An 8,771-nucleotide genomic window follows, 5' to 3' on the forward strand; every position below is an offset into this window, starting at 1 on the left:
CATCAAAATTGTTCTATCAAACGCTTAAAGAAGCCCCCAAAGCTCCTGCTTTGCTCATCGTCAAGCACTTTTCGTTCCAACCTATAAAGTAAATTCGAAGCTATCTGTTTTATCTGGGCACTAGGCTCAGCATAAGCAGCGTCGTCTGTAAAAAGCGTTCGTTGTTTTATACTTCTTGAAACATTCTTATCAGAAGCCACAAATCCTATAAGCTCTAAATTTAAGCTAGGCCCGATATTTGCATTAGCAACACGTTTGATATTTTCATAAATTCTAGTCGCTTCTGCTTCATTTTTTACCATATTTAAAAGCAAAAGCTCGCTATTTTTAAACCTTGAGACGATCTTTATGACAGCGTATGCATCAGTTATCGCCGCAGGATCAGGCACGGTCACCACCACGACCTCATCAGCTGCCTCTAAAAATAGCTGCGTGCTACCACCTATGCCAGCTCCAGTATCGATGATCAAAAAATCAAGCTCATCAAGCTCGCTCGCCTCATCTAAAAACCTCTCAAATAAAAATTGATTGTTAAATTTCAAAATTTCATCGCCGCTTTCGCCAGGGATGAGGATCAAATTTTTATTTATAGGTATCAAGATATCTTTTAGGCTGCACTCGCCTTTTAGCACGTGAAGTAAATTTTTACCCATTTTTACATTTAAGATTACATCAAGGTTTGCAAGGCCGATATCAGCGTCAAATAGCCCTACTTTGTAGCCATTTTTTGATAAAACATTTGCTAAATTTGCACTTATCGTACTCTTACCAACACCGCCTTTGCCGCTAGTTATCGCAATAAAATGTGTATTTTTACTCTTGCTTTGAGACTGGACTAAATTTTGTAATTTTTGCGCTTGATTATTCATCGCTAGCCTTTTGCTTTGTAAATCCGTCAAACACGCACTCTACTAAAAATTCGCTCTTTGCCTCCACAAGATCATCAGGTACCTCTTGACCCACGCTAAAGTAGCTAACCGGCGTATTTGTCTCATATATCAACGAAAAGACGTTGCCAAAAATTTTTGTCTCATCAAATTTTGTGATTATTAGCGTGTCAATATCCAAAAATGAAAATCCATTATAAATTTCTATTAGATCTTCAACCTTTGAGCCAGCCGAAAGGACCAAATTTACATCTATCTTTGCGCCGCTATGCTTTAAAAATTTATCAAGCCTTTCAAGCTTTTCTTTGTCATACTGAGAATTTCCAGTCGTATCAATAAGTATCACATCACAATAATTAAGCTGCTTTATAGCATTTTGAAAGTCATCTATCTCTATAACATCGAGTATAGGTAGCTTCATCATCTTTGCATACTGAAATAACTGCTCAACCGCTCCGATACGGTACGTATCAAGCGTGATGATACCTGTTTTATAGCGTTTTTCATTGCCGTAAGCAAAACGAGCAGCTAGCTTTGCAAGAGTCGTAGTCTTACCAACTCCAGTTGGACCAACTAGCATCATTATACGTTGTTTTTTATCGCTTGGCTCTTTTCTGCAAGGTAGCATATTGCGTAAAAGTGAGTAGAAATATCTCTTTACAGCAGTTGGATTGCTCTTCATCGAAACTGGTAAATTTTCAAGCGTCGTTTGCATGATAGCCTCTAAATGCTCCTCTTTCATGCCGCTTTGTTTTGCGAGTTTATAGATGCTAGCAAACTCTGGCGGGATCGAGAGATTATTGCGATTTGGTGCTTTCTCGTCCCAGATCATGTCAGTTATTAGCCCTATTTTTTCGCTTAGCACGCTTACTTGCTTTGCCACATCGTCTATTTTTTTATTCATGCCGCTTGGTATGCTTGACTCTTTATCTTTGACATCATCGATATTTACATTTGCGATCGTGCTTATCTCTTTTGCAGCAGCTGAGATATTTAAAAGCACGCTCTCATTTGGATCGTAAGGCTCGGGCGACGCTGTCTTTGCCTCAAATTTAGCTGGCTCTTCTTTTATCTCAAATTTTGGCTTAGCAGGTTCATAGTTTTTATTAAATTTAGAGTAGGCATTCTCGTAGTTTATGGCTTTTATATTTGGTTTTGTGGGCTGCTTTACGTCGTCCTCTTCGACGCTTACTAAAATTTCATAAAGCGGTTTTTTATTTATCGTTTTGGCTTGAATCTGTTTTGTAGTAACTAGTATGGCCTTTTCGCCGCACGTTTCTTGAGCCTTTTTCAAAGCCTCAATGGTGCTCTCACCTGTAAAAGTATGAAATTTTGTAGCCATTTATATCCTTTTAACCTCTCATAAGCCCTAGTGGCACGATCACGCTAAGCCTCTTATCGGCTCCTGGGTGTGGGACGATAAGGCGTGGCGTCTTATAGACTTTTTTACTAAAATACAAAATATCCAGATCAAGCGTGCGTGGCGCATTTTTAAACGTCCTCACGCGCTTAAATTTACTCTCATAGTGCCCCAAAATTTTTAGAGTTTCTCTAGGGCTCATAGATGTTTGTAAATTTATAACAGCGTTACTAAAATCAGCCTGCGCTTCGTAGCCAAACGCCGCATTTATAAGGATCGGCGAGACTTCAACTACATGAAACCTGCTATCACTTGTAATCACTCTTATAAATTTATCAAACCTCTTTGCGCTATCACCGATGTTGCCACCCATACCAACTAACGCCTCATACTTAAACTCATCTCTTTTATGAAAAAAACTAGGGCAAAAACGGCTTTTTACGATCTTTCTTGCTCCAGCTAGCCTCATAAAATTTCGCACCTACCTTCTCTTGCGACCACCACGTCCTCGATGCGCACGCCAAATTCATTTTCTAGATAAATTCCAGGCTCCACGCTAAAGACCATACCCTCTTTTATGAGCGTTTCGCTCCTTGCTGAGATGACTGGAAGCTCGTGTATATCGATACCCACGCCGTGTCCTGTCGAATGAAAAAAGGCCTTTTCATATCCAGCCTTTGCTATCACGTTTCTTGCTGCAAGGTCTATCTCGCACGCCCTAACGCCAGCTCTTGCGACCTTTATTGCAGCAGCCTGAGCCTCTTTTACGATCTCGTAAATTTCTTGCATCTTTGCGTTTTTAAATTTTTGCTCCTTTGAGAAGTTAAAATTTTCATCAAAGTAAGCAGTTCTGGTGCGATCAGAGCAGTAACGCTTAAATTTCACCCCAGCGTCAAGTAATAGCAAATCGCCCTTTTTTAAAATTTTATCCCCAGGCAGCGCATGCGCCTTTGCAGCATTTTCGTTTATCGCTACGATCGGATCAAAGCTAAGACCTAGCTCATTTTTTTGCCTAAAGATGAGTGAGGCATTAAAATGAAGCTCTTTTTCGCTCATCCCTTCGCCATTTTCACGCACAAATTTAGCAAATTCATCAAAGCATTTCGCCCCAAATTCGCTAGCTTTTTTTAAAATTTTTATCTCATCTTCACTCTTGCAAATTCTCTTTAGCCTAGAAAAATTTGGCTTTGGCTTGAAATTTATCTTAAAACCCTTGCTAAGCGCGTTATACTCGCTTAAACTTAACTCATCAGGATTAAAAACGAGGCTGCTTGGCTTCGTTTTTCTTAAAAATGCCCTAACCTCGTTTATTAAATTTCTCTGCGCTAAAAGAACGATCACGCCTGCATTTACGCAGCTTTTTGCCTCGAAATAATACCTCGCGTCCGTAAAAAAGTATTTCACGCCGTCAAGGCATAGCAAAAACTCATTGTCGCAGCTGTAGCCGCACTCGTAAAATACGGCATTTTCGTCCTTTAAGATGAAATTCATTGTGCTTTTTGATTTGCTCTTACTGCTTTGATTTGCTCAAAAATTTGAAGCATACCTATCATCGCCAAATGATAGCCAACTGGTCCAAAGCCCACGATCTGGCCTGCTGCAACTGGTGCAATGAGGCTTTTGTGGCGGAACTCTTCTCTTCTATAAACGTTGCTGATATGCACCTCGATAACTGGTAGCGCAACCGCACTTAGCGCGTCACGGATAGCGATAGAAGTGTGAGTGTAAGCGGCTGGGTTTATGATGATGCCGTCAGCATCGCCCAAGCACTCTTGGATCTTATCGACTAGCTCGCCCTCAAGGTTGCTTTGAAAAAACTCGATCTCAACGTCATTTTGATCGGCAACGATCTTCATTTGAGAGTGGATATCCTCCATCTTCATAACGCCGTAAATTCCTGGCTCTCTAGCGCCAAGCATGTTAATATTTGGGCCTTGGATAACCATTATTTTTAGCTTCTTATCCATGTCACTCCTTTTTGATTAAATAGCCCAAATTATACATTTTCGTTCCTAAATTTTCGCTACAATAACAAAAATTTAAGGCTCAAATGTGGAAATTTTAAAAGCAAAAAAAATAATCACTGGCGGAGAAAATCCAAAAATTTTAAGAAATTCTTGTCTAGTCATCGATGATGATAAAATTTTAGAAATTACAAGCGAAAAAGAGGCGCAAAAGAAATTTAAAGAGGCCAAAATTTGCGACTTTGGTGATAGCGTGATCGCCCCAGCTTTTATAAATACGCACGTTCATTTGGAGTTTAGCTCAAACGTTAGCACTCTAAAATATGGCGACTTTATAAAGTGGCTTGGCTCTATCGTCGATAAAGGTGGCGAGCTAGCTAAAATGGACGCTAAAAAAGCAATGAATGAAGCTATAAATTCGCTGCTAAAAAGCGGAGTTTGTGCCATTGGAGAGATATCTAGCTTTGGCTCTGAGCTTGAAATTTTAGCCGCTAGTCCGCTAAAAGTCGTGCTTTTTAGTGAAATTTTAGGCTCAAGCGAGCAGATGACTCACCAAAATTTACAAAATTTCTTAGCTAAATTTGAAAAAACAAAGAGCTATAAAAGTAAAAATTTTACCCCAGCCATATCGCTGCACTCGCCCTACTCTGTACACCCCAAGCTCGCCAAAGCCGCCCTTGAAATGGCTAAAAAAGATGAGCTACTTGTAAGCACGCACTTTTTAGAGAGCAAGGCTGAAAAGCAGTGGTTGGAGCGTGGCACCGGAGGGTTTAAAAAACATCTTTTAAGATTTAACCCAGATCCAAAGCCGATGTATGACGCGAAGGGCTATTTTGAGATGTTTCATGAGATAAATACGCTATTTACGCACTGTGTTTATATGAGCAATTTTGCTAAATTTAAGCCCCATCACAGCGTGACACACTGCGCCGTTTCAAATAGACTGCTTGGCAAAAAGGCGCTAAATTTAAAAGAAATTTTTAAAAATGATGTCAGCTTAAATATCGGCACAGACGGCCTTAGCTCAAATATTAGCCTAAATTTTTGGCATGAACTAAGAGCTGCCCTATTTACCCATGCTAGCCTTGATCTAAACGAGCTTGCCACTAGGCTTTTTGTCGCTGCAACGCACGGAGGAGCAAAGGCACTTAGGACAAATAACGGCGAGATAAAGGCGGCTCGTGCGGCTGATCTTGCCGTCTATAGCGACCTAGAGTGCGATGACAGCGAGCTAATTTTGCAGCTCATACTTCACACAAATGAAGCCAAAAAACTATATATCGGAGGCAAAATTTGCAAATTTTAAGGCTTATTTTTAGAGGAATTTTGGGAATTTTTAAATTTATCAACAGCTACTTTAAGGCGCTCATATTTTTACTGATCTTATTTTTCATATTTGCGCCAGATGGCAAGATGAAAGAGCCAAATTTAGCCCGCATAGACATCACTGGCACGATAATGGATACAAGCGAAATTTTAGATACGCTCGAAAAAGCAAGAAGAGACAGCAACATCAAAGGCGTGCTACTCTACATCGACAGCCCAGGCGGTGCGCTAAGCCCGAGCGTGGAGCTAGCCATGTCAGTCAAGCGACTAAAAGAGAGTAAAAAAGTACTCGCATACGCAGCTGGCAACATGGCAAGCGGTAGCTACTACGCTGGCGTAAATGCTGATACTATCATAGCAAACCCAGGTGCTTTCATCGGCTCCATTGGCGTCATCATGCAAGGAGCAAACATCGAAAATTTAGCCAAAAATTTAGGCGTGAGCGAGCAGGTGGTGAAGGCTGGCGAGTTTAAAGAGGCTGGCACCTTTATGAGAAGCTGGAGCAAGCAGGAGCGTGAGAGCTTGCAAGGGCTCGTAAATGATGCTTACATGCTCTTTGTAAGCGACGTGGCGACGGCTAGAAATTTAGATATCAAGAAAAAAGATGAGTGGGCAAACGCAAGGGTCTTTTTGGCACACAACGCCCTAAAGATGGGGCTAATTGACAGCCTTGGTAGCTACATAGACGCTCAAAACGAGCTAGCTAAAATGAGCCTCGTAGATGAGCCAGTTTGGCAAGAAAAACCGCAGATCGAAAAGATAATGGAGAAATTTACAAAGCAAGGCATAAACTCGCTTTTTAGTGCATTTTTTGAGACAAAGCTTAGATAATTTTTCAAAAATTTATAAATTTAAGCATCAAACAATAGACTAAGAGAGTTTTAAATAAATTCTTTTAGTCAAGTCAAATGCCAAAATTTTGCAATATTTTTTAGCTTAAACTCGTAAAGAAGATTTGAGATTTTATCTGTTGATTTGATATCCAGCCCAAGATCATTTGCTAATATTTTGTAATAAATTTGCGGATTAGATCCTAGATCGATTGGCGGTGATTTTGAACTTTTGGATAGTTTTTTGCCATCTTTTAAAAGCAGCTTATGATGAATAAAAGTAGCCCCTGAGAAGTTAAATTTTAGCATTTTTGCGATGTATCTTTGAGCTAGTGTGCAAGGTAGCAGATCTTCCCCTCTAACAACCAAATTTACGCCCATATCCTCGTCATCTATCACGCTTGCAAGGTTGTAAGCCGGAGTAAAATCTTTTTTATAAATTACAAAATCACCCATTTGCGCTGATACAGCCTTACCAAGCTCATCGTCTTCATCAATGCTTAACCTAATGGCGGTTTTATCTTTTATAAATTTTAGATTTTTATTTTTACAAATTTTAGTGTAAATGCCGTTTTTATAGGCATTCTTTGTAGCTCTAGAACATTCGCAGATATAAATTTCATCTAGTTTTTCAAGCACATCTTCATATCTTTTGGCTCTTACTTTGAAGCTAAAATTTTGCTCAAAATCACTCGTGCAAGTAGGCCCTTTATCGCATTCAAGCCCTAAAAATTCTAAAACATCAAAGATATTTTGAACAAATTCGCGCCGGTATCTACTAAGGTCATAGTCATCAATACGTAAGTGCAAAATGCCGCTTACTGAACATGTCAAAAGATAAGTTAGGATGAAGTTATAAGCGTTACCAGCATGTAAAAATCCGCTTGGTGTAGGAGCGATACGAGAGACTATGCCACCATTTGGTGGCAAATAGTCATTAATCTCTTGGTCTAGCCTCATTTACTCTTAAAGTACGTCCGCCTAGCTCTTTTTCATTTAATGCATCTATGGCTCTTTGTCCCTCATTTGCATCATCCATTTCAACAAAGCCAAAGCCTTTTGAGCGGTCAGTTTCTCTATCTTTTACTATTTTTGCTCGCTTTACTTCACCAAATTGTGCAAAAGCTTCCTTTAATTCTGCCTCTGTCGTTCTATACGACAAATTTCCTACATAAATATTCACAGGAGTGTTCCTTAAAAAAATTACCGATTTATTCGGTTAGTGTGATAATAGCTAATTTTCGTCAAAAAGATGTAAAAAATCAAAAATTTATTATATTTTTTTGAAAAATATTCTTAAAAGATACAAACTCGTATATATAGAGCTTCTATAACTATCACTAAATAAAATCTAATCTTAAGTTTAAAAAGAATAATTAAATAAAAAATTATTTTATCTTTATAAGCTATTTATAAAGTAAATCATTCTTTACTTTAAGATACGCTTCATCGCCAAGTAAATTTTTAACTATAAAAAGCGCAAATTCCATTGAAAATGCAGGCCCTTTTGCTGTAATAATGTTTTGATCTTTTAAAACATTATTATCGCTCACGTAGCCTCTTTTGTCGCTTCTTACATTTTCTTCAAATCCTGGGTAGCAAACAAAACGGTCTTTGAGTACACCAGCACTCTCAAGCACCATAGGAGCAGCACAAATAGCACAAATAAGCTTATTGCTTTTATCAAAATTTTGCAAAATTGCTTTGAGCCTTGTATCGTTTGCTAGATTGCTAGCTCCTGGAAGTCCCCCAGGAAGGACGATCGCATCGTAGTCTAGCTCCTTCATCTCGCGAAGTGTCACATCAGCTTTTACGCATATATTGTGGCATCCTTTGATATTTACGTCATTTAGCCCAACAATAGAAGCTATCGCTCCAGCTCTACGTAAAACATCAACAGAAGTTAGTGCTTCTATCTCCTCAAATCCATCAGCTAAAATCACAGCAACTTTTTTCATAAATTTATCCTTTACAATAATATGTTTTATTTGTTAAGTAAAATTTTATATAATATTGGCTTATTTCACAAGAAAGGACAGAGCATGCAAGTAAAAATTATTTACTGCAACTCTTGAAACTATCGTCCGGTAGCTTCTCGTGTAGAAGATGAAATAAAAGCGAACTTTAGTGATGCAAGAGTCGAAAAGGTTATAGGTGATGGTGGAAATTTCATCGTCGAGGTTGATGGAGATGTTATATTTTCTAAGAAAGATCGTATCGGAAATGAAGAAGCGAGATTTCCTCACGGTGAAGAGATCACAACTCTTATAAACAAACATCTTAAAGAAAAGTCGGCTTAATGCTAGCTACCGAGACGGGAAACCGTCTCGTTTTTTATCTAATTTTGACTTGCGATTCTACTATCCTAATATAAAAATTTTATAGTTAAAGCGTTAGCCTATCT

General features: G+C 38.8%; 11 protein-coding genes. 3 read left to right on the forward strand and 8 right to left on the reverse strand.

What is annotated here, in order from left to right; translation table 11 throughout:
• Positions 1-2 precede the first annotated feature (2 nt).
• From CVS92_RS01295 to aroQ, 5 genes are read right to left on the reverse strand one after another with little or no spacing between them, the layout of a single operon-like run.
• Positions 3-869, reverse strand: a complete 867-nt coding sequence (locus tag CVS92_RS01295) for a P-loop NTPase (RefSeq protein WP_107698105.1) — start codon at positions 867-869, stop codon at positions 3-5.
• Complete coding sequence (gene flhF, locus CVS92_RS01300) at positions 862-2,229, reverse strand: flagellar biosynthesis protein FlhF (protein ID WP_107788242.1); 1,368 nt, start codon at positions 2,227-2,229, stop codon at positions 862-864. The genes CVS92_RS01295 and flhF overlap by 8 nt, the downstream gene beginning before the upstream one ends.
• Before the next feature lie 10 nt (positions 2,230-2,239).
• Positions 2,240-2,716 carry a 2-amino-4-hydroxy-6-hydroxymethyldihydropteridine diphosphokinase gene (gene folK, locus CVS92_RS01305; RefSeq protein WP_107788243.1) on the reverse strand — a complete coding sequence of 159 codons (477 nt, stop codon included), beginning with the start codon at positions 2,714-2,716 and terminating at the stop codon, positions 2,240-2,242.
• Entirely contained in the window at positions 2,713-3,738 is a 1,026-nt protein-coding gene (locus tag CVS92_RS01310; protein WP_107788244.1) for a M24 family metallopeptidase, read from the reverse strand. The genes folK and CVS92_RS01310 overlap by 4 nt, the downstream gene beginning before the upstream one ends.
• Positions 3,735-4,214: a type II 3-dehydroquinate dehydratase gene (gene aroQ / locus CVS92_RS01315; protein ID WP_004317604.1), complete on the reverse strand. Its 480-nt coding sequence runs from the start codon at positions 4,212-4,214 to the stop codon at positions 3,735-3,737. The genes CVS92_RS01310 and aroQ overlap by 4 nt, the downstream gene beginning before the upstream one ends.
• A gap of 85 nt (positions 4,215-4,299) precedes the next feature.
• Between aroQ and CVS92_RS01320 the strand changes: the two genes are divergently transcribed.
• A complete protein-coding gene (locus tag CVS92_RS01320; RefSeq protein WP_107788245.1) occupies positions 4,300-5,517 on the forward strand; it encodes a metal-dependent hydrolase in 1,218 nt (405 codons plus the stop codon).
• Positions 5,505-6,368, forward strand: a complete 864-nt coding sequence (sppA, locus tag CVS92_RS01325; RefSeq protein ID WP_107788246.1) for a signal peptide peptidase SppA — start codon at positions 5,505-5,507, stop codon at positions 6,366-6,368. The genes CVS92_RS01320 and sppA overlap by 13 nt, the downstream gene beginning before the upstream one ends.
• A 68-nt stretch (positions 6,369-6,436) precedes the next feature.
• On the opposite strand, the gene CVS92_RS01330 is transcribed toward sppA, so the two are convergent.
• From CVS92_RS01330 to CVS92_RS01340, 3 genes are all read right to left on the reverse strand, one after another.
• Positions 6,437-7,327: a glutamate--tRNA ligase family protein gene (locus tag CVS92_RS01330; RefSeq protein WP_107788247.1), complete on the reverse strand. Its 891-nt coding sequence runs from the start codon at positions 7,325-7,327 to the stop codon at positions 6,437-6,439.
• Positions 7,305-7,550 (reverse strand): RNA recognition motif domain-containing protein, encoded by a 246-nt coding sequence (locus CVS92_RS01335; protein ID WP_054196268.1) that lies wholly within the window; start codon positions 7,548-7,550, stop codon positions 7,305-7,307. The genes CVS92_RS01330 and CVS92_RS01335 overlap by 23 nt, the downstream gene beginning before the upstream one ends.
• A gap of 223 nt (positions 7,551-7,773) precedes the next feature.
• Positions 7,774-8,325 (reverse strand): DJ-1 family glyoxalase III, encoded by a 552-nt coding sequence (locus CVS92_RS01340; RefSeq protein WP_107788248.1) that lies wholly within the window; start codon positions 8,323-8,325, stop codon positions 7,774-7,776.
• 84 nt (positions 8,326-8,409) lie between these two features.
• Between CVS92_RS01340 and CVS92_RS09220 the strand changes: the two genes are divergently transcribed.
• Positions 8,410-8,667, forward strand: a complete 258-nt coding sequence (locus CVS92_RS09220; RefSeq protein WP_257639849.1) for a SelT/SelW/SelH family (seleno)protein — start codon at positions 8,410-8,412, stop codon at positions 8,665-8,667.
• The last annotated feature ends 104 nt before the right edge of the window (positions 8,668-8,771 follow it).

The sequence above is a fragment of the Campylobacter concisus genome (assembly GCF_003048555.1).
Classification (GTDB): domain Bacteria; phylum Campylobacterota; class Campylobacteria; order Campylobacterales; family Campylobacteraceae; genus Campylobacter_A; species Campylobacter_A concisus_AO.

Bases quoted from the DNA above. Each gene is read 5' to 3' on its own strand.
- CVS92_RS01310 (WP_107788244.1), bottom strand. From the start codon at position 3,738: ATGAATTTCATCTTAAAGGACGAAAATGCCGTATTTTACGAGTGCGGC.
- flhF (WP_107788242.1), bottom strand. From the start codon at position 2,229: ATGGCTACAAAATTTCATACTTTTACAGGTGAGAGCACCATTGAGGCT.
- folK (WP_107788243.1), bottom strand. From the start codon at position 2,716: ATGAGGCTAGCTGGAGCAAGAAAGATCGTAAAAAGCCGTTTTTGCCCT.
- CVS92_RS01330 (WP_107788247.1), bottom strand. From the start codon at position 7,327: ATGAGGCTAGACCAAGAGATTAATGACTATTTGCCACCAAATGGTGGC.
- aroQ (WP_004317604.1), bottom strand. From the start codon at position 4,214: ATGGATAAGAAGCTAAAAATAATGGTTATCCAAGGCCCAAATATTAAC.
- CVS92_RS01295 (WP_107698105.1), bottom strand. From the start codon at position 869: ATGAATAATCAAGCGCAAAAATTACAAAATTTAGTCCAGTCTCAAAGC.
- CVS92_RS01340 (WP_107788248.1), bottom strand. From the start codon at position 8,325: ATGAAAAAAGTTGCTGTGATTTTAGCTGATGGATTTGAGGAGATAGAA.